Raw genomic sequence first — 17,737 nt, forward strand, 5'->3', positions numbered from 1 at the left:
GCCGTCGGCACGGTCGTCAGCGTCGGACCGCCGCCACCACCTTGCCCGGGTTCATCAATCCCTGCGGGTCGAACAGGCGCTTGATGCCCTGCATCAGCGCCATCTCCGCCGGTCCCTTGAAGGCGGCGAGCGCGTCGCGCATGCTCTGGCCGATGCCGTGCTCGGCACTGATGGTGCCGCCGAGTTCGACGGCTTCGCGGTGGACCGCGGCGCTGACCGCGTGGGCGATGCGGTCCAGCGGTTCGGCCGATGTCCGGAGGCTTTCCGGCAGGATGGCGACCAGATGGATGTTGCCGTCGCCGATATGCCCGACCGCCACCACGCGGGCGTCCGGCCGCACCGCCTCGATGGCCGCGGTGGCGCGAGTGACGAAGTCGGGGATGCGGGCCACCGGCACCGCGGTGTCGTGGCCGATGACGATGCCGCTCTTGCGGTTGGCCTCCGACACGCTGTGGCGCAACGTCCACATCGCGGCGGCCTGGGCATGGCTGCGGGCCACGGCGGCGTCGGCAATGCTGCCGTCCTCCAGTCCGCTTCCCAGCAGGTCCTCGAGCCGGCCGGAAAGATCCAGTCCCTGCATGGGATCGGTGATCTCGACCAGCAAATACCAGGGCATGACGGTGCCGAGCGGCCGGACGGTGCCGGGCACATGGGTCAGCACCGAGGCAAGCTGCGCCTCCGACAGGACTTCCGCCGTGGTCACCCGGTCGCCCAGCGCGCCGCGCAGGCGGGCGAACACCTGCAAGGCTGCTTCCAAAGAGGGAAGGGCGAGGAAGCCGGTGGCGACGCTCTGCGGCCGGGGAAACAGCTTCAGCGTCGCCGCGGTGACGATGCCCAGCGTTCCCTCCGCCCCGATGAACAGGTGCTTCAGGGCGTAGCCCGTGTTGTCCTTGCGCAGCGCGCGCAGCCCGTTCCACAGCGTGCCGTCGGGCAGCACCACCTCCAGCCCCAGCACGAGGTCGCGCATCGGGCCATAGCGCAGGACGGCGGTGCCGCCGGCATTGGTGGCGATGGTGCCGCCGATCTGACAGCTGCCCTCGCTGCCCAGGCTCATCGGGAACAGCCGGCCGGCCTCTTCGGCGGCGGCCTGGACGGCGGCCAGGGTGCAGCCGGCCTCCACCGTCAGGCTGTCGCCGATGGGATCGACCTCGCGGATGCGGTTGAGGCGCGACAGGCAGAGCACGAGACTGCGGCCGGTGTCGTCGGGAATGGCGCCGCCGACCACCCCGGTGTTGCCGCCCTGCGGCACCAGCGGCGTGCCCGTCTCGCCGCACAGCCGGACGATGGCCGCAACCTGCGCCGCATCGGCCGGGCGGACCACCGCCAGCGCGGCGCCCCGGTAGCGCCCGCGCCAGTCCGCCAGGAAGGGCGCCATGTCGGCCGGCTCGACCAGCACATGCGCCGGGCCGAGGATCGCCCGCGCCCGCTCCACCACCTCCGTGCCGGACATGGCCGTCACAGCCCGAGATATGCTGTTTTGATGCGCGGATCGGCGAGCAGGGTCTTGGCCGAATCCTCCATCACCACCCGCCCGGTCTCCAGCACATAGGCGCGGTCGGCCAGGCGCAGCGCCAGATCCACCCGCTGTTCGACCAGCAGGATGGTGATGCCGGAGCCATGCAGGTTCCTGATCGTGTCGGCCAGCGTGTCGACGATGATCGGCGCCAGCCCCAGCGTCGGCTCGTCCAGCATCAGGCATTTCGGGTTGGCCATCAGCCCGCGGCCGAAGGCGACCAGCTGCTGCTGCCCGCCGCTCATGGTGCCGGCCTTCTGGGTGCGGCGTTCGGCCAGGATGGGGAACAGCTCGTAGACCCAGCGCAGCCGCTCGGCGAAGCCCATGCTGCCCGGCCGGCCGCGGAGCGCGCCCAGCTCCAGATGTTCCAGCACCGTCATCTCGGGGAAAAGCTGGCGACCTTCCGGAACATGGACCAGCCCGCGTTCGATGACCTGATGCGGCGCCAGCCGGTCGATGCGCTCGCCGTCGAAGGTGATCGTTCCGCCGCTCGGCCGCAGCAGGGCGGAGATCGCCTTCAGCGTCGTCGTCTTGCCGGCGCCGTTGGAGCCGACGAGCGTCACCAGTTCCCCTTCCTCGACGGTCAGCGACACATTGTGGACCGCCTCGCGGTGGCCATAGCGGACCTTCAGACCTTCGACCTTAAGCATCGACCGGCTCCCGTCCCAGATACACGCGGATCACTTCCGGATCGTTCAGCACCTGTGCCGGCGCCCCTTCGGCGATCTTCACCCCATGGTCCAGCACCACCAGCCGGTCGCAGACGCTGGCGACCACCCGCATGTGATGCTCCACCAGCAGCACGGTGACGCCGCGGGCGCGGATGCGGCGGATCATCTCGACCAGCCGCTGGCCCTCCTCCGGGTTCATGCCGGCGGCCGGCTCGTCCAGCAGCAGCAGGCGGGGCTCGGCGGCCAGCGCGATGGCGATCTCCAGCCGGCGCTGCTCGCCGTAGGACATGGCGTCGGCCAGCGTGTCGGCGCGGTGGTCGAGATCGCAGAAGACCAGAATGTCCATGGCCTTGCGCCGAAGCTCCGCCTCTTCCCGGCGGTAGGCGGCGTTGCGCAGGATCGACGCGCCCCAGCCGGCCCGCGTGGTGCGGTAGGCGGCGCTGCGCACATTGTCGAGCGCCGTCAGGCTGGGGAAGAGGCTGGTGATCTGGAAGGTGCGCGACACGCCGCGCTGGCCCATGACGTGAGACGGCGCGCCGGTGCAGTCGGTGCCATCGAAGCGGATGCTGCCGGACGAGGGCGGCAGCGAGCCGCCCAGCATGTTGAACAGCGTCGTCTTGCCGGCGCCGTTCGGCCCGATCAGCCCGACCACCTCGCCGGCCTGCACCGTCATGGTGACGTCGCGCACCGCGGTCAGGCCGCCGAAGATGCGGGTCAGGTTGCTGACCGCCAAAATCTCTTTTGCCGGGATTTCCTGAGCGGCGGCGTTCATTTCGCACCTCCCTCGGTGCTGGGCAGGCCGGTGGGCGTGGCCGGCAGGTTGTTCTCCGCCTTGTGGCTGTTGCGCCAGCGCTGCCACAGGCTGACCAGGCCGCCCGGCAGGAAGACGACGGTGCCGGTCAGCAGGGCCGCGAAGATGACCATGCGCAGCGGACCGGCGACGCGCAGCGATTCCAGAAGGCCGATATAGACCAGTGCCCCCAGGATCGGCCCCAGGATGGTGCCGCGCCCGCCGATGATGACGACGATGATGAGGGCGGCGACATTGTGGACGCCCATGATGTCGGGGGTGATGACCCGGATATAGTGGGCGTAGATGGCGCCGCCGATGCCGGCGATGGCGGTGGCAGCGACGAAGCCCAGCAGCTTGGTGTGGAAGACGTTGATGCCGAGCGAGGCCGCCAGCGGCGCATTCTCCCGCACCGCCAGGAAGGCGCGGCCGGTGCGGCTGCTGACCAGCGCATGGCAGAGCCACGCGGTCGCCAGCACCAGCGCCAGCACCAGATAATAGGTCGGGCGGGCACTGTCGAAGGCCAGCGGACCGATCGCCATCGGCGGGATGTCGGTGATGCCCATGGGCCCGCGCGTCAGGTCCACCCAATGGTTGGTGATGGTGAACAGGATGGCGCCGAAGCCCAGCGTCAGGATGGCGAACTGCGGCCCGACCACCCGCAGGGCGGCATAGCCGATCACCAGCCCGAACGCCGCGGCCACCAATCCGGCCATCGGCAGCCCAAGCAGCGGCGGCAGGCCGAGCTGCGTGGAAAGGATGGCGGAGGTGTAGGCGCCGACGCCGACGAAGGCGGCATGGCCGAAGGTGAGTTCGCCGAGATAGCCGATGACGATGTTGAGGCTGAGCGCGAGCAGCGCATACAGCATCCACAGCACCAGCAGATGTTCCAGATAGGCGTTGCCGGCGAGGAAGGGCAGGACCGCCAGCGCGGCCACGCCGCCGGCAATCGCCAGGGAATGCCCATGAGAGTTGGTGTTCATCGCAGACCCCGCGCCGTGCTGAACAGGCCGTTGGGGCGCCACAGCAGGACCGCGATGATCATCGCGTAGCCGATCGCCTCCATGAAGCCGAGGGAGATGTAGCCGCCGCCCAGCGATTCGATGACGCCCAGCAGCAGGCCGGCGAACAGGGCGCCGGTGACGCTGCCGAGACCGCCCATGATGACGACGATGAAGCCCTTCAGCACCGCCCAGTTGCCGATGGTCGGGAAGATCATCACGGTGGGGCCGACCAGCGCGCCCGACAGTGCCGCCAGCCCGCAGGCCAGCGCGAAGGTGTAGGTGTGGACCAGCCCGATGTTGATGCCGGTCAGCGCCGCGCCGTCCGGGTTCTGCGCCGTCGCCCGCATCATCTTGCCGAAGCGCGAATAGCGGATGAACAGATAGACCGCGACCAGCGCCACCACCGCGGCGGCGAAGACCAGGATGCGCTGCTGGGTCAGCGTCACCGTGCCGATGTCCAGCACCTCGTCGGCGAAGGGGCTCTCGACATATTTCGGATCGGCGCCGAACAGCAGCTCGCCGCCGTTGGCGATCAGCAGGGCCAGACCCAGGCTGGACAGCAGGATGGTGAATTCATGGTCGCGGCGCAGCGGCCAGAAGATCAGCTTGTTGGCGACGACGCCGAGCCCCGCCACCACCACGGCCGAGATCGCCGCCGCAGCGATGTAGTCGAGCCCGAGCAGGGTACCGACGAAATAGGTGATGTAGGCGCCGAGCATATAGAACTCGCCATGGGCGAAATTCACGATGCGCAGCACCCCGAAGACCAGCGTCAGCCCGGTGGCGATGAGCACATAGGCCATCCCGTTGACCAGGCCGTTCGCGATCTGCTGGGCGAAGACGGTGAAATCCATGTCGATTCTTCCTGTCGGGAGTCCCCCTCTCCCGCCCCGGGAGAGGGAAGGGGCCCGCCGCGAAGCGGTGGGAAGGGTGAGGGGTGATCCAAGGAACCATGCGGTTCGGGAGTCTTGCCCTACCCCTCACCCTCCCCACTTCGTGGGTCCCCTCCCTCTCCCGGGACGGGAGAGGGCTTTTCGCTACCGGCCGCTCAGTCCCGGACGCTGACGATCTGCTTCTTCTGCACCTGCACCAGATGGATCGCCTGGCTCGCCTGACCCTTGTCGGAGAAGCGCAGCTCGCCCATCACCGTCGGCACCTCCTGCGACTTCAACGCGGCGGCGATCTTGTCGTAGGCGCGCGGGTCGCCGCCGGCGGCTTCGACGCCGAAGGCCAGGGTCTGCACCGCCTGGGCGCCGAGTGCCGCGATGAAGGACGGCTCGTTCTTATAGTCCTTGCGGTACTGCTCCAGCCACGGCTTCAGCGACGGGGCGCTGCCGTCCTCGGTGAAGGGCGAGGCGGAGTAGACCTGCTCCAGCGAATTGCCGGACAGCTCGACCAGCTTCGGGTTCATGTTGCCGGCCGACGCGATGACCTTGCCGCGGTAGCCGGTCTGCTTGATCTGCCGGTAGATCGTCGCGCCCTGCGAGGTGTTGATCGCGGCCACATAGATCGCGTCGGCGTTCAGCGACTTCAGCTTGGTCAGGGCGGTGGTGAAGTCCGTGTCGGTACGGTTGTAGAACTCGTGCCCCTTCACCTCGATGCCGCAGGCGGTCAGCAGCTTGGTGTAGTTGTCCAGCTCCAACCGGCCCCAGTCGTCGTTGACGTTCATGAAGGCGATGGACTTGGGCTTGATGCGGTCGCAGATCGCCTTCGAATAGAACTCCGACATCATCGCCGAGGTGGCGTTCAGGCGGAACAGGTACTTGTGCCCCTCCTCCGTCACCTTCGGGTGCTGGGAGCTGGTCATGACGGTGATGATCTTGTCGCGCGTCACTTCCTTCATCGACAGGGCGACGGCGCTGAACCAGCCGCCGATGATCATGTCGACGTTGTCCTGCTCCATCGCCCGCTTGGCGGCGCTGACGCCGTCCTCGGGGGACCCCTTGTCGTCGTAGGTCAGCAGTTCCAGCTTGCGGCCGGCGACGCCGCCCTTGGCGTTGATGACCGCGGCCATCGCCTGCGCGCCTTCCAGGCCGAGCTGGCCTTCGAAGGCGCCGGTGCCGCTCATCGGGCCGATGACGGCGATGCGGACCGGGGGCTGCTGCGCCTGGGCGCCGGTGGTGCCGGCGACGGGAATGGCCAGGGCCAGGGCCGCCGCGGCGGCAAGGAGAGTGCGCCTACCGAACATGGGGTTCCTCCGTGGATTGGTCGTCTTTTGGTTGGCCGCTTTTTGATTGGCCCTGGGACCGGCGGGTGGTGCGCGCCGGCAAAGGATCGTCAGGCGGTCTTCAGGTAGCGCTTCTGCAGTTCCTCGATCTGCGGGAAGCCTATGAAGTCGATGAAGCTGTTGTGGTCGGTCACCGGCCGCGGCAGGTCGCGGGTGGAGCGGCGCTCCGCCAATGCCGCCAGATTCTCCTTCAGCGCCGAGGCGACGGTCATCAGCGGCACCAGCGCGTAGGTCGCCATGCCGGCAACCTCCTCGACCTCGTCGGCCGACAGCTTCTCCAGCCAGCCGAGCAGCTGGAGCGACAGCGGCACGCCGACCGCCTCGCGCATGGCGCGCAAGCCGTCGATATCTTTGAAGCATTTGCTGATCGGCTGGATCATGTCGGCGCCGGCGGCGACATAGGCGCGTCCGCGTTCCATCGCGGCGGCCGGATCGACCACGTCGGTGCGGGCGATGATCAGCATGTTGGGATCGCGCCGGGCCTCGACCGCCGCCTGGATCTTGGCGACGCCCTCGTCCATCGGGATCACCTCGACCCCGCCGACGCAGATCGGGCAGCGCTTGGGCGCCACCTGATCCTCCATGATGACGGCGGAGACGCCCGACGCCTCGAACTCGCGGATCGTGCGCATCACGTTGATGGCGTTGCCGTATCCGGTGTCGATGTCGGCGATGACCGGGACGTTGACCGCCGACACCACATTGCGGACCACCGTCAGGTTCTCCGACATGGTGTACAGCTCGGCATCCGGCTGGCCGAGGAAGGAGGCCGAGACGCCGAAGCCCGAGGTCATCAGCGCGTCGAAGCCGGCCGCCTCGATGAAGCGGGCGGACAGGGCGTCATAGGCGCCGGCCGACCAGACGGTCTTCTGCGCCAGAATGCGGTTGCGGAATTCAGGTCCCCGAGACATTGGCATGGTCCTTCTGTTCGCGTTGCTGGGCCGCCTGCTGCTTCAGGAAGGGGACGAGGCCGCCGGCCTCGATCATCTCGGCATCCGCCTGCGGCAGCGGCTCATAGGGAATTTCGGTGCCTTGGCTGTGGTTGCGGACCACGCCGGCCGCCCAGTCCACCTCGATCTCGTCCCAGCGCCGGACGAAGCCGAGGATCCCGGGGCAGCTGACCTGCGGGAAGCCCATGCTGACCTCGCCGCGCCAATAGCCGGGGGAGAAGGACTCCGCGATCACCCCGGCGATGCCGAGATGGCGCATCGCCTTCATCGGCGGGTAGTGCGGGTGGCCGTAGCCGAAATTGTCGGCGCCGACCAGCAGGTCGCCCGGCCGCACCGACTTGGCGAAATCCGGGTCGTAGGTCTGCATGGCGAGCTGCGCCAGTTCGGCCACGTCGGTGATCTTGATGTTCTTGACGCCGACGATCTGGTCGACGTCGAAATTCACCTCGTCGAAGATGAAGGCGACGCGGCCCTTCATCACCGGCATATTCAGTGTGGCTTCGCTCATCGCCGGCCTCACAGGTAGGGGCGCGGATCGGCGATCCGGCCTTCGATGGCGGAGGCGGCGACCACCGCGGCGTTGCACAGGTAGATTTCGGAGTCCGGGCTGCCCATCCGGCCGCGGACGTTGAGCGTGCCGGTGGACACCGCGCGCTGGCCCGCCGTCATCGTCGCGATGCGGCCGAAGCAATAGTCGCAACTGGGCGAGGAGACGAAGGCCCCGGCCTCCACCAGGGTGGAGACCAGCCCTTCGCGCGCCGCCGCCGCCATCAGTTCCTGGCTGGTCGGCACGATGTGCAGCGAGACGCCGGTCTTGACCCGCCGGCCTTCCAGCACCTTGGCCGCCGCCCGCAGATCCTCCAGCCGGCCCGAGGCGCAGGAACCGAGATAGCCGGCATTGATCTCCAGCCCGAGGAACTCGGTCAGGTCGTGGGTGTCCGCCGGGGTTGGCGGCACGACGACGATCGGTTCCAGGTCCGACAAATCGATGTCGTGAACGGCGGAATAGCGGGCGTCGGGATCGCTCGACACCGGCTCCAGCTTTTTGCGGGCGCGGGGCAGGGCATAGTCGAGCCGCACCGGGTCGGGATTGACGATGGCGGTCAGGGCGCCGGTGAACATGGCAAGGCCGGTGATGGTCTGCAGCCCTTCCGTCGACATCGCCGCAACCGACGGGCCGCCCAGCTCCAGAACCTGGAAGCGGCAGGAACTCGGCCCTAGCCGGCGCACCAGATGGTGGAAGACGTCGCGCGCCATCACGCCGGGCCGCAAGGATCCGCGCAGGTTCACCCGCACCGTATCGGGCACGCGGATCGACACGGTGTCGCTGACGAAGGCCTCCATCACATTGCGGCGCAGACCGATGGCGAGCGTGCCGAAGGTGCCGAGCTGGCTGACATGGCCGTCGAAATGGACGACGAAGGCGCCCGGCGTCGCATAGCCGACCTCCGCCGCCACCTGATGGCCGATGCCGTGGCGTTCGAACAGCGGCACATTGTTCTCCGCGCACCAGGTGCGCGTGTTGATGTGCAGCTCTTCCTCCTTGGCGGTGGCGGTTGGCACCATGTGGTCGATGAAGATGCCGAAGCGTTCCGGCTCGGCCACCCGCTCGATGCCGAAATCCTCCTTCATCGTCTTGAAATAGACGTCGGTGTAGCCGGGGAAATCGTAGGCCAGCACGAAGTCCGGCTTCGCCTTGATGTCCTGTCCGGCGCGCACCGCGGGCAGCCCCGCCGCGCGTGCCAGGATCTTCTCGGTGATGGTGTAGCCCATGGCGTGGATGTCTCCGCTCCCGGTCCTCAGCGGCCGAGGCCGAGGGAGCCGGGATTCATCAGCCCCTGCGGATCGACGGCGCGCTTGACGCCCTCCAGCAGCGACCAGGTTTCGGGGGTCATGATCTCGCGGAACGGATAGTCGCGGGCGACCTGCCAGCTGACGCCGCCCAGGCTGCAGTACAGCTCCTGCGTCGCGCGGCGCAGCTCCGCCACCGCGTTGCGCGCCCCCGGGTTGGCCGGGCGGTCGCGCCAGGGCTTCACCACCTCGTCGCCCAGGCTGGCGGCGTGCAGCGGCGTGATCTCGTCGGTCCAGTAGAAGGCCGGCTCAAGGAAGAAGTCGTTGCCGACCGTCATGGTCATCACCGAATAGATGATGCCGTGCTGCTCCATGAAGCCGCGCTTCTCCGCGAAGAAGGCGTCGTTGGCGGCGACCACCTTGTCGGCGTCGCCCAGCGGGAAAATGGCGTGGATCGGGACCCAGCGCTGGCCCTCGCGCCCCAGCATGCCGCGCACCGGCCCGAAGGGCTTGGAGCGCATGACCTTCGGCACGCTGTTCTCGATCTCCTTGCCGTGGCGGGCGCCGATCTCGCGCACCGTCTGCATGGCTTCGCGCAGCTGGGTTTCGCTGCGCCCCTCCACCACCAGATGGAGGGTGAAGTTGTGGTCCTTGAGGAAGGCGGTGCCGGCGGTGGCGACGCTCAGCGCCTCCTTGGCGCCCTGGAACAGCGACTTGCCGGCCTTCGCCACGTTGCCGAGGGTCTTCAGCCCGTCCGACAGCTTGTTGACGCTGGCCGAATGCTCGACCTTGGTGCGGTCGATGCCGAAGCCTTCCGACACGCAGCGCGCCCGCGCCATCTCCACCTGGGCGGCGGCCATCGCCTGCATGGTGGCGAAGCCGAAGGACAGGAAATCGGTGTGCTCCGGCCGGCGGTGCAGCCGCAGCGTCGCCGCCACCTTGAAGCCCATGGCGCCGTTGTCGCCCAGGAACAGGCCGGTCAGGTCGGGACCGCCCGAGCGGGTGAAGGGCTTGGTGCCGACGCGCCCGCCCGATCCGGTGGTGACGGTGCGGCCGTCGGCCAGCACCACGGTGACGCCCAGCACGCTTTCCGCCACGGTGCCGTGCAGGGCGGAGCCGAAGAAGGCGCTGTTCTGCGACAGGGCGCCGCCGATGGTGGCGTTGATGCCCGACAGCGGCCCCCAATAGCCGGTGCGCAGGCCCGTGCCCTCCAGCGCTTCGTTCAGCGCGGCCCAGGTGCAGCCGGTCTCCACCGTCACATAGAGGCTGTCGGTGTTCAGGTCGAGGATGCGGTTCAGCCGGCGGCTGTCGATGACGACCGAGTTCGGGCCTTCGGGCAGGTAGCCCTTGGTGTAGGACATGCCGCCGCCGCGAGGCACCACCGCCACGCCGGCCTGATGCGCGGCGCGCACGGTGGCGGCGACGGCGTCGCGGTCGCGCGGCAGGGCGATGGCGAGCGGCGGGATGCCCGGCTGCCAGAACACGTCGTTGGCGTAGAAGTTGCGGCTCGTCTCGTCATCCAGCAGGCCGTCGGACCCAAGCGCCGTGCGCAGGGTGTCGAGCAGGGTGGCCGGGCCGTCGAGGGCGGCAATGCTCATGGAATGTCCCTTTCGGGTAAGGTCGGACTGACTTCGATCAGGCCGCGAGCGGTTCGAACCGGAAGGTCTCGCCAGTGCGGCGCACATAGCCGGTGTGGGGCGCGCCGAAATGGGCGGGGAAGACCAGGGCGCCGCGGTCGGCGGCATGGTCGAGCAGCCGGCGGCGGGTCGCCACCGCCTGGACCTGATCCTCGCAGAAGCGGCTGTTCCAGTCGGGACGCGCCACCTGCATCGGCTGGTGCAGGCAGTCGCCGGTGAAGTAGGCGGCATGGCGGTCCGACTCCAGCCGGACGAACATCTGCCCGGCGGTGTGGCCGGGGGCCAGCTCCACCGACAGGCCGTCGAGGATGCTGTCGCCGTCCTCGATCAGGTCGACCTGACCGGCTTCCCACACCGGCATGACGCTGTCCTCCATGACCGGGCCGTTGCCCGGCATGCCGATCAGCCCGCCCTCCGGGCTGCGCCAGTGCTTGAACTCCTGCGCGCCGTAGATGTAGCGGGCGTTGGGGAAGGTCGGGACCCAGCGCCCGTCGACCAGCTGTGTGTTCCAGCCGACATGGTCGATGTGCAGGTGGGTGTTGATGACCAGCGTCACGTCTTCCGGCCGCACGCCGGCCTCGGCGAGGTGGCGCAGATAGGGTTTGTCGAGCATGTGGAAGCGCTCGAAGCCCGGCGTGTGGCGTTCCTTGTGGTTGCCGCAGCCGGTGTCGATCAGGATCACATGGCGGCCGGTGCGGATCAGCCAGCTGTGCATGCTCGACATCAGGCGCCGCGACGCCGGGTCGAGGAAGTTCGGCTCGGCCAGTTCGGGGTTCCTGGTCAGGATCGCCTCGTCATAGGCCGGAAACAGGAAGCCGGGGTCGAAACCCGGCGTCAGCATTTCCTCGATCCGCGTGACCGTGAACGCACCCAGGGCGATGGTGTGCATTGTCCTCCCCTCGTGCAGGGTGCCGGCGGCCGGTCCGGAAAAGCGGGGGACAGCGGCGGGCCGGAACATGGGGCGCCGGCCATCCGCGAAGGCGATGGCGGCGCGCTTGTTCTGTTTGTTGGCAAAGGAAACCATTTGCGCTCTGCAGTGTCAACAGGCAAAAATGGTGTCACTGTTTGACACGAACGGTGGGCCGCGCCGGGGATGGCGGAAAGGGGTTGCGCAAGGGAGCGCGGCTCTTCAATGCTAGCCGGCGCGCTGCTACCGCGACGGGATGAGGGCGGTTTCGCCACCCTCCGTCGGCTGTGCCGGGCGGCGGGGCTTCCGCCTGGACTCGAGATGCGGGACATCCATAAGGGGCTTGAGCGTATGGACACCGAACAGGACGACAACCAGGGCACGGAAAAGAACGGACTGAGCGTCCGCGCGGTGTCGCGGGCCTTGGCCGTGCTGCGCAGCTTCTATCAGGAGGGACCGACCCTGACCCTGACGGAGGTCGCGACCGCCGCGAAGCTCGACAAGGGGACGGCGCGGCGCATCCTCCTGACGCTGGTGCAGGACGGCTTCGCCGTCTTCGATGCGCAGAGCCAGAAATACAGCCTGGGTCTGGAGATCCTGAAGCTGGCGGGGGCGGTGCCGGAACGGCGCGACCTGCGCCAGATCGCCTCCACCATCCTGTCGCGGCTGGCGAAGACCACGGGCAGCACCGTGTTCCTGTCGGTCTATCACGACGGATCGGCCGTGTGCCTGGACCAGTTCCACAGCGACCGCTCGGTGGAGGTGCGCTGGTGGATCGTCGGCGGGCAGCTGCCGATGAATTGCGGTGCCGCGCCGCGCGTGCTGCTGGCCTATCTGCCGGAGACGGAGGTCGACCGCGTGCTGGCGCGCGGGACCACGCGCCTCACCCCCCACACCACCACCGACCCGCGCCAGTTGGCGAAGGAGTTGGAGGAGGTGCGCGGGCGCGGATGGTCGGTGGCGGTCGATGACGTGATCGAGGGGCTGGCCGCCATCGCCATGCCGCTGTTCGATCCCGACGGCCGGTTGGTGGCCGCCGTCAGCCTGACCGGCCTGACCCCCCACATCGTCCGCAACGGCCAGCCCAATTTCCTGGAGGAGATGCGCGAGGCCGTGCGCGAAATCTCGGCCAACCTCTATTCCCTGTCGGCGCCGCCGCTGCACCGCGCCGCCCGCGCCCAATCCGCCATCGGCGGCTGAGGCGGGGGCGGGCGTGGTGTCACGCTATGCCACCGGGTGCGGATTCGCCATGTCCGACCCTGCAGTCAGGAAAGCGGCGTAGCAGTCGATGGTCGCCCGCACCGCCTCGTCACCCTGGCCGGGATACCAGACGGTGGCGGGGGTCGGCATGACCTCGGTTCCGGCCGGGGCGAGCGTCCGCGCCTCCGCCAGCCCTTCGACCAGCATGTCGGCCGGGCCGGCGCAGATCAGGGCCGGCCGGGTCAGGCGCACCAATGCCGCCCGGGTGTCGTAGCGGAAGGCGGCGCGGTAGGAGCGGTCGTAATGCCCGCCGCTCGCCAGCAAGCCCATGGTCCAGTCATGCAGCACCGCCGCGTCGGGAACGCCGATGGCGCGGGCGGCGGCACGCTCCTGCCGGTACCACGGCCAGAACAGGAACATGTCCCGCCGCATGTTCCAGGCCTGGAGCAGATGCAGCCCCCAGCGGTCGGGGGCCAGCGGCGGGAAATAGTGGTCGAGGATGTCGGCGCTGAAGTCGGCGGGGATCAGCACCGGCGCCTCCAGCACGGCACGGCCGACACGGTCGGGATGGCGCACGGTCAGGTCCAGCGCGACCAGCGCGCCGGTGTGGGTTCCCCACAGGTCGAAGCTCTCCAGAGCAAGCGCATCGGCCAGCGCCAGCATGTCGTCGGCCAGCACGCCGATGTCCACCGCGCGCTCCGGCTTGTCGGAGTCGCCATTGCCGAGATAGTCGGGGGCGATGACCTCCCGTCCCGGCGCCAACCCATGCAACAGCGGCAGCAGCGGTGCCGACGACCCCGGCGCCGACTGGAAGGCCAGCAGCGCCCGGCCGCGCCCGGCGCGGCGCAGATGGACCCGGCCGGCGGGCGTGTCGGCGTAGTCGTGCCAGACCCGCAGCGGATCCGCGAAGGGCCGCGTCGGCGGCAACGGCCCGGCGGGCTTTCGGCCGGCGGCCATCGGCGCGAGATGAGCGGCGGCCTCGTCCAGCCCCTCGAACCGAACCGTCCCATCGGTGGACTCTGACGTGCTCCGCACCGCGTCAAGGCAGATGGACCACAGCGCCTCGTAGCGCGCCGGTGCTCCGGCGGCGTTGCGCAGCATAGCGTCCAGTTCGGCGGGGGCGGGCAGGGGGGCGCCGGCTTTGGCCGGATGGCCGGCGTCGCGCGGTTCCAGCACATGGGCGTCACGCAGATGCGCCCACAGCACCGCCAGATGGGTTCCGTCGGCGCGGGGCGCCAGCGGGGCGGGGTGCAGTCTGCGCTCGCTCCAGCCTTCCGCCATGGCGGCATTGACCAGAAGCACCTCGTCGGGCCTCCACCCCGCCTCGGGCAAGGCACGGGCCAGCGGCGCTGCGAGATCGAAGGCGAGCAGCGGACAGGCGGGCAGGCCGAGCCGGCCGGCGGCATCGGCGATCAGGCGGGCCAGCCCGGCGATGTCCTCCGCCCAGCAGGTGACCGACCCGCCGGTTCCCGGAAGGTCGAGCGCGGTGACGGTCCAGCCCGGCAGGGCGCACGACAGCCTGTCGGCGCACACCGACGCCGCTTCGATCAGGCCGGGCAGGACCAGCAGATCCGGTCCCGAGCCGCTGCGCCAGACGCGCATCTGGCCGTCGGTAAGGGTCACATAATGGGGTGTCGGCATCGGTTTCCTCCCGATCGGCCGGCGCGAGGACCGCGCCAGCCCATTTTGTTTGCTGCACTGACGGTGCCGCTGTTTGACACTCAGTTCATAGGATGACATAGTTTCTGCAACAGCGACAAGGGCGGCACCACCACCACCGCAATGCCGCCGCCATTCATTTCAACGAAATCGTCAGGGAGGACGGGCATGGCCTGGCCGGACGGAACGGGCGTTCCCAAACGGCGCGAGCTGCTTTTCGGCACGCGTCTCGTACCATGCTACAGCGAGCGTCCCGCCACCATCGACGCCATGCTCCGCGCCGCCGTCGCCCGCCGGCCGCATGGCGAGGCTCTGGTAGATGGGGAGCGGCGGTACAGCTACGGGCAACTGGACGCGCTGGTGACGCGCGCCGCCGCGGTCCTGCTGGCGCAAGGCGCCCGGCCGGGCGACCGCATGGCGCTGGTGCTCAGCAACCGCGCGGAATTCCTGATCGCCCTGCTGGCGGCGGCCCGTGCCGGCATCGTCGCGGTGCCGGTCAGCGCGCGGGAACAGCGGCCGGGCATTGCCGGCATCCTGAACGACTGCGGCGCCTCGATTCTGATCCACGACGCGGCGCTCGCCGACCGCATGCCCGACGCAGGGGAGGTGCCGTCGCTCGTCTCGCGCGTCTCGGCCGGCGGCGTGGCGGACGGCTGCCGCCCCTTCGAGGAGTTGCTGGAAACCGGCGCCCCGCTTCCGGACTCCGCAGCGCCGCAGCGGGAGGAGGACACCGCCGTCATCCTCTACACCTCCGGCACCACCGGCAAGCCGAAGGGCGCGCTGCTGTCCCACGTGAACATCATCCACTCCGCCATGCATTTCGAGGAATGCTGGGACTATCGCGAGGGCGAGCGGGCGGTGTTGGCGGTTCCGGCGTCCCACGTCACCGGGCTGGTCGCCGTCATCATGGCGATGATCCGCGTCGCCGGCTGCACCGTGATGATGCCGGCCTTCGACGTCGCCGGTTTCCTGGAGCTGGCAAGCCGGGAGCGCATGACCACCACCGTGCTGGTGCCGGCCATGTACAATCTCTGCCTGCTGCGCGCCGACTTCAGCCGCTACGACCTGTCATCCTGGCGGATCGGCGGCTTCGGCGGCGCGCCGATGCCCGAAGCGACGGTGGAGGCGATGGCGGAACGTCTGCCCGACCTGCATCTGCTGAACGCCTACGGCTCCACCGAATGCGCCACCATCATTAGCGTGGTCCCCATCGGCCACACCCGCGCCTGCCTGGATTCGGTCGGCATGTGCGTGCCCTGCGGCGACCTGCGCATCATCGACGAACAGGGCCGCGAATGCCCGCCGGGGGTGAGCGGGGAGGTCTGGATCCGTGGTCCCATGACCATCCGCGGCTATTGGAACCGCGAGGATGCCACCCGCGACAGCTTCGTCGACGGCTATTGGCGCTCCGGCGACATCGGCGCGCTGGACGAGCAGGGCTATCTGCGGCTCTACGACCGCAAGAACGACGTCATCAACCGCGGCGGCCATAAGATCTACAGCGTCGAGGTCGAAAACCTGCTGGTCCGCCATGCCGACGTGGTGGAGGCGGCGGTGGTCGCCCATCCCGATCCGGTGCTGGGCGAGAAGATCCATGTCTTCGTGATTTCCAAGTCCGGCAGCCTGACCGCCGACGACGTGCGCGACTTCTGCCGCGCCAATCTCGCCGAGTACAAGGTGCCAGATTACGTCACGCTGCTGGGAGATGCGCTGCCGCGCAACGCCAACGGCAAGGTGACCAAGCGGGTGCTGCGCGATCAGGTGTCCGTGACCTAGGCGCGCCTCAGCCCCACCGCCGCCTCGACGAAGGCGATCAGCTGCTCGGCATAGAGGTCGGGCGTGATGCCGCGGCGGCGGTGCTTGGCGCGTTTGACGTACCAGTCCTGCAGCATCGGCTTGATCAGCGCCGCCGTCATCGTCACGTCGGGCACGGCGAACAGGCCGCGGGCGACGCCGTCGGCCAGCGCGTCGGCGATCATGCCCTCCGTCATCATCTCGCTGCTGACGGCAAGGTCGCGCCCGTCCTTGGGGAAGGACTTCGCCTCCATATAGGCGAAGACGAACCAGGGATGCATGGTCTCGGTCAGGAACAGGTGGGTGCGCAGAAGCCAGCGCAGCCGGCCGGCCGGGTCGTTCGCCAGCCCGCCGGGCGGGCGGCCCAGCACCTCCTCCACCACGCCGACGACCTGACCCAGGATCATCATCAGCAGCGTGTCCTTGCTGTCGAAATAAGCGTAGAGCGCGCCCATGCTCAGCCCCGACTGTTCGGTCAGGTCGCGCAGGCTGGTGGAATGGAAGCCCTTGCGGTTCGCCAGCGTCAGGGTGGTTTCGACGATCCGCGCGAGGTTGGCAATGGCGACCGCCGGCTTCTTCACCCGGATGGTCGCGGCATGCCGTTCCAGGATGCGCGCGCACAGCGCCTCCATCGACAGATCGTGCCGTGCCTGGAAATCCCGCAAGCTGCTCATACCCGGCTGCCCTATCGTTTGCGACACCGATCGTTCTTGCACAGGATCGGCTGTAAGGATATAAAGCGAGCGCTCGCTCGTTTTTTCAAGGGTGCTGTTCGGGGCCGTGCCTCGGCCGCCTCGTCAGGAAATCCCGACCATGGGAGGAAGCATGAGCGTCTCCATCGACCTGACCGGCAAGACGGCGCTGGTCACCGGCGCCTCCAGCGGTCTCGGCCGCCATTTCGCCGGTGTTCTGGCCAAGGCGGGCGCCCGTGTCGCGCTGGCCGCGCGGCGGACCGACGCGCTGGCCGAAACGCGCGCCGCCATTGAAGCCGCCGGCGGCAGCGCCGTCGTCGTCGCCATGGACGTGACCGATCCGGCCTCCGTCACCGCAGCGGTGGGGGAGGCGTGGGACGCGCTGGGCCGCATCGACATCCTCGTCAACAATGCCGGCGTCACCGCCACGCGCCCCTTCCTCGACATGAGCGAGGAGGAGTGGGACCGGGTGGTCGACACCAACCTGACCGGCTGCGCCCGCGTGGCGCGCGCGGTAGCGCAGCGCATGCGCGACGACAAGCAGGGCGGGGCCATCGTCAACATCGCCTCCATCCTCGGCATGCGGGTGGCGGGGCAGGTGTCGTCCTACATCGCCGCCAAGGGCGGGCTGGTGCAGCTGACCAAGGCGATGGCGCTGGAACTGGCGCGCTACGGCATCCGCGTCAACGCGCTCTGCCCCGGCTATGTCGAGACCGAACTGAACGCCGATTTCTTCGCCAGCGACGCCGGCAAGGCGCTGGTCAAGCGCATCCCGCAGCGCCGGCTCGGCCGGCTGGCCGATCTGGACGGGCCGCTGCTTCTACTGGCGTCCGATGCCGGCGCCTACATGACCGGATCGGTGCTGGCCGTCGACGGCGGCCATCTGGTCTCCTCGCTTTAAA

Annotated in this window: 16 protein-coding genes; 3 read left to right on the forward strand and 13 right to left on the reverse strand. The window is 68.9% G+C overall.

Translation table 11 applies throughout. The features are described 5' to 3' along the window. Window positions 1-16: 16 nt before the first annotated feature. The 11 genes from B9N97_RS00140 to B9N97_RS00190 all read right to left on the reverse strand — a co-directional run bounded on the left by B9N97_RS00140 (window position 17) and on the right by B9N97_RS00190 (window position 11,472). The gene (locus tag B9N97_RS00140) at window positions 17-1,450 is read right to left on the reverse strand and encodes an FAD-binding oxidoreductase (protein WP_085082130.1); all 1,434 of its coding nucleotides are present in this window, start codon (window positions 1,448-1,450) and stop codon (window positions 17-19) included. A gap of 5 nt (window positions 1,451-1,455) precedes the next feature. Then, window positions 1,456-2,163 carry an ABC transporter ATP-binding protein gene (locus B9N97_RS00145; RefSeq protein ID WP_085082132.1) on the reverse strand — a complete coding sequence of 236 codons (708 nt, stop codon included), beginning with the start codon at window positions 2,161-2,163 and terminating at the stop codon, window positions 1,456-1,458. Beyond that, window positions 2,156-2,956: an ABC transporter ATP-binding protein gene (locus tag B9N97_RS00150; protein ID WP_085082134.1), complete on the reverse strand. Its 801-nt coding sequence runs from the start codon at window positions 2,954-2,956 to the stop codon at window positions 2,156-2,158. Before B9N97_RS00150 ends, B9N97_RS00145 begins: the two co-directional genes overlap by 8 nt. After that, on the reverse strand, window positions 2,953-3,957 hold the full coding sequence (locus tag B9N97_RS00155) for a branched-chain amino acid ABC transporter permease (protein WP_085082136.1): 1,005 nt from the start codon (window positions 3,955-3,957) through the stop codon (window positions 2,953-2,955). The genes B9N97_RS00150 and B9N97_RS00155 overlap by 4 nt, the downstream gene beginning before the upstream one ends. Then, window positions 3,954-4,832, reverse strand: a complete 879-nt coding sequence (locus B9N97_RS00160) for a branched-chain amino acid ABC transporter permease (RefSeq protein ID WP_085082138.1) — start codon at window positions 4,830-4,832, stop codon at window positions 3,954-3,956. Before B9N97_RS00160 ends, B9N97_RS00155 begins: the two co-directional genes overlap by 4 nt. Before the next feature lie 194 nt (window positions 4,833-5,026). Next, window positions 5,027-6,166 (reverse strand): ABC transporter substrate-binding protein, encoded by a 1,140-nt coding sequence (locus tag B9N97_RS00165; RefSeq protein WP_085082139.1) that lies wholly within the window; start codon window positions 6,164-6,166, stop codon window positions 5,027-5,029. An 89-nt stretch (window positions 6,167-6,255) separates the two neighbouring features. Continuing rightward, window positions 6,256-7,116 carry an isocitrate lyase/PEP mutase family protein gene (locus B9N97_RS00170; RefSeq protein ID WP_244560472.1) on the reverse strand — a complete coding sequence of 287 codons (861 nt, stop codon included), beginning with the start codon at window positions 7,114-7,116 and terminating at the stop codon, window positions 6,256-6,258. Continuing rightward, on the reverse strand, window positions 7,100-7,663 hold the full coding sequence (locus B9N97_RS00175; RefSeq protein WP_244560473.1) for a 3-isopropylmalate dehydratase small subunit: 564 nt from the start codon (window positions 7,661-7,663) through the stop codon (window positions 7,100-7,102). The genes B9N97_RS00170 and B9N97_RS00175 overlap by 17 nt, the downstream gene beginning before the upstream one ends. 8 nt (window positions 7,664-7,671) lie before the next feature. Beyond that, window positions 7,672-8,928 carry a 3-isopropylmalate dehydratase large subunit gene (locus B9N97_RS00180; protein WP_085082141.1) on the reverse strand — a complete coding sequence of 419 codons (1,257 nt, stop codon included), beginning with the start codon at window positions 8,926-8,928 and terminating at the stop codon, window positions 7,672-7,674. 26 nt (window positions 8,929-8,954) lie between these two features. Further along, window positions 8,955-10,544, reverse strand: coding sequence for an FAD-binding oxidoreductase (locus B9N97_RS00185; RefSeq protein ID WP_085082142.1), 1,590 nt, complete (start codon window positions 10,542-10,544; stop codon window positions 8,955-8,957). A gap of 37 nt (window positions 10,545-10,581) precedes the next feature. Then, complete coding sequence (locus B9N97_RS00190) at window positions 10,582-11,472, reverse strand: MBL fold metallo-hydrolase (protein ID WP_085083213.1); 891 nt, start codon at window positions 11,470-11,472, stop codon at window positions 10,582-10,584. A gap of 369 nt (window positions 11,473-11,841) precedes the next feature. Here B9N97_RS00190 and B9N97_RS00195 point away from each other — a divergent pair, with 369 nt between their 5' ends. After that, on the forward strand, window positions 11,842-12,690 hold the full coding sequence (locus tag B9N97_RS00195) for an IclR family transcriptional regulator (protein ID WP_085082143.1): 849 nt from the start codon (window positions 11,842-11,844) through the stop codon (window positions 12,688-12,690). A gap of 24 nt (window positions 12,691-12,714) precedes the next feature. Here the strand turns inward: B9N97_RS00195 and B9N97_RS00200 are convergent, their stop codons facing one another. Continuing rightward, complete coding sequence (locus B9N97_RS00200) at window positions 12,715-14,331, reverse strand: alpha/beta fold hydrolase (RefSeq protein WP_085082144.1); 1,617 nt, start codon at window positions 14,329-14,331, stop codon at window positions 12,715-12,717. A 186-nt stretch (window positions 14,332-14,517) separates the two neighbouring features. On the opposite strand from B9N97_RS00200, the gene B9N97_RS00205 reads away from it, so the two are divergent. After that, a complete protein-coding gene (locus B9N97_RS00205) occupies window positions 14,518-16,125 on the forward strand; it encodes a class I adenylate-forming enzyme family protein (RefSeq protein ID WP_085082145.1) in 1,608 nt (535 codons plus the stop codon). On the opposite strand, the gene B9N97_RS00210 is transcribed toward B9N97_RS00205, so the two are convergent. Beyond that, entirely contained in the window at window positions 16,122-16,817 is a 696-nt protein-coding gene (locus tag B9N97_RS00210) for a TetR/AcrR family transcriptional regulator (RefSeq protein WP_085082146.1), read from the reverse strand. The genes B9N97_RS00205 and B9N97_RS00210 overlap by 4 nt on opposite strands. 151 nt (window positions 16,818-16,968) lie before the next feature. Between B9N97_RS00210 and B9N97_RS00215 the strand changes: the two genes are divergently transcribed. Then, entirely contained in the window at window positions 16,969-17,736 is a 768-nt protein-coding gene (locus B9N97_RS00215; protein ID WP_085082147.1) for an SDR family NAD(P)-dependent oxidoreductase, read from the forward strand. Window position 17,737: the final 1 nt, after the last annotated feature.

It is taken from the genome of Azospirillum oryzae, from assembly GCF_900177515.1.
Taxonomy (GTDB): Bacteria; Pseudomonadota; Alphaproteobacteria; order Azospirillales; family Azospirillaceae; genus Azospirillum; species Azospirillum oryzae_A.

What these genes read in the sequence shown, in the direction of transcription:
- B9N97_RS00160 (WP_085082138.1), bottom strand. Translation starts at nt 4,832, where the DNA reads ATGGATTTCACCGTCTTCGCCCAGCAGATCGCGAACGGCCTGGTCAAC.
- B9N97_RS00215 (WP_085082147.1), top strand. Translation starts at nt 16,969, where the DNA reads ATGAGCGTCTCCATCGACCTGACCGGCAAGACGGCGCTGGTCACCGGC.
- B9N97_RS00185 (WP_085082142.1), bottom strand. Translation starts at nt 10,544, where the DNA reads ATGAGCATTGCCGCCCTCGACGGCCCGGCCACCCTGCTCGACACCCTG.
- B9N97_RS00195 (WP_085082143.1), top strand. Translation starts at nt 11,842, where the DNA reads ATGGACACCGAACAGGACGACAACCAGGGCACGGAAAAGAACGGACTG.
- B9N97_RS00190 (WP_085083213.1), bottom strand. Translation starts at nt 11,472, where the DNA reads ATGCACACCATCGCCCTGGGTGCGTTCACGGTCACGCGGATCGAGGAA.
- B9N97_RS00200 (WP_085082144.1), bottom strand. Translation starts at nt 14,331, where the DNA reads ATGCCGACACCCCATTATGTGACCCTTACCGACGGCCAGATGCGCGTC.
- B9N97_RS00175 (WP_244560473.1), bottom strand. Translation starts at nt 7,663, where the DNA reads ATGAGCGAAGCCACACTGAATATGCCGGTGATGAAGGGCCGCGTCGCC.
- B9N97_RS00145 (WP_085082132.1), bottom strand. Translation starts at nt 2,163, where the DNA reads ATGCTTAAGGTCGAAGGTCTGAAGGTCCGCTATGGCCACCGCGAGGCG.
- B9N97_RS00140 (WP_085082130.1), bottom strand. Translation starts at nt 1,450, where the DNA reads ATGTCCGGCACGGAGGTGGTGGAGCGGGCGCGGGCGATCCTCGGCCCG.
- B9N97_RS00205 (WP_085082145.1), top strand. Translation starts at nt 14,518, where the DNA reads ATGGCCTGGCCGGACGGAACGGGCGTTCCCAAACGGCGCGAGCTGCTT.
- B9N97_RS00150 (WP_085082134.1), bottom strand. Translation starts at nt 2,956, where the DNA reads ATGAACGCCGCCGCTCAGGAAATCCCGGCAAAAGAGATTTTGGCGGTC.
- B9N97_RS00180 (WP_085082141.1), bottom strand. Translation starts at nt 8,928, where the DNA reads ATGGGCTACACCATCACCGAGAAGATCCTGGCACGCGCGGCGGGGCTG.
- B9N97_RS00155 (WP_085082136.1), bottom strand. Translation starts at nt 3,957, where the DNA reads ATGAACACCAACTCTCATGGGCATTCCCTGGCGATTGCCGGCGGCGTG.
- B9N97_RS00165 (WP_085082139.1), bottom strand. Translation starts at nt 6,166, where the DNA reads ATGTTCGGTAGGCGCACTCTCCTTGCCGCCGCGGCGGCCCTGGCCCTG.
- B9N97_RS00170 (WP_244560472.1), bottom strand. Translation starts at nt 7,116, where the DNA reads ATGTCTCGGGGACCTGAATTCCGCAACCGCATTCTGGCGCAGAAGACC.
- B9N97_RS00210 (WP_085082146.1), bottom strand. Translation starts at nt 16,817, where the DNA reads ATGAGCAGCTTGCGGGATTTCCAGGCACGGCACGATCTGTCGATGGAG.